1 protein-coding gene is annotated in these 777 nt (G+C 55.1%); it reads left to right on the forward strand.

All coding sequences use genetic code 11. The features are described from left to right. On the forward strand, positions 1-777 hold a 777-nt coding region (locus tag ACTHUM_RS16175; protein ID WP_440403446.1), incomplete at both ends, for a glycosyltransferase.

Raw genomic sequence — 777 nt, forward strand, 5'->3', positions numbered from 1 at the left:
CGGCAAACCCGACGTAATTCACGCCCATTGCGTCAACTATGCCGCCATTTTGGCCTGTGCCATCTTCAAAAAATACGGCATTCCCTATGTAATTACCGAACACAGCAGCGCCATTTCACGCGGCCTTGTCCGAAAAAACCAATGGCCGTCCATGCACGAAGCCGTGCGCCACAGCGCGACCCGATTCGCCGTCAGCCGTGATTTCTGCCGCATTCTCGAAAAAACCTACGCCGGTACAGACTGGCAATACCTGCCCAATATGCTGGGCGGCAATTTTGAACAGGATTTCGAGTTCCCCGAAAAAAACAATCAAGACTTCACCTTCTGCAGCGTCTCCCACCTGCGCCACCTCAAAGGCCACGACCTGCTCCTGCCTGCTTTTGCCGAAGCACTCAAAACCTATCCGCAGCTCAAACTCAAAATCGGCGGCGGCGGCGTAGAAGAAGGCCGTCTGAAACAACTGGCAAGCGACTTGGGCATCAACCACGCCGTTACCTTTACCGGCGCATTAACCACCGACCAAACCCTGGATCTCATGCGCCACAGCAACGCATTCGTCCTCGCCAGCCGTACCGAGACCTTCGGCGTCGTCTATATCGAAGCACTGTCGCAAGGTTTGCCCGTTATCGCCACACGTTGCGGCGGCCCCCAATCCATCGTCACATCCGACAATGGCCTGTTGGTACCGATTGAAAACATACCGGAACTGACCAAAGCTTTGCTCACCCTCTACGAAAACCATGCACACTACGATCCCGTCCGTTTGCGCCAAGGTTG

The sequence above is a fragment of the Neisseria sp. P0021.S006 genome (assembly GCF_051956895.1).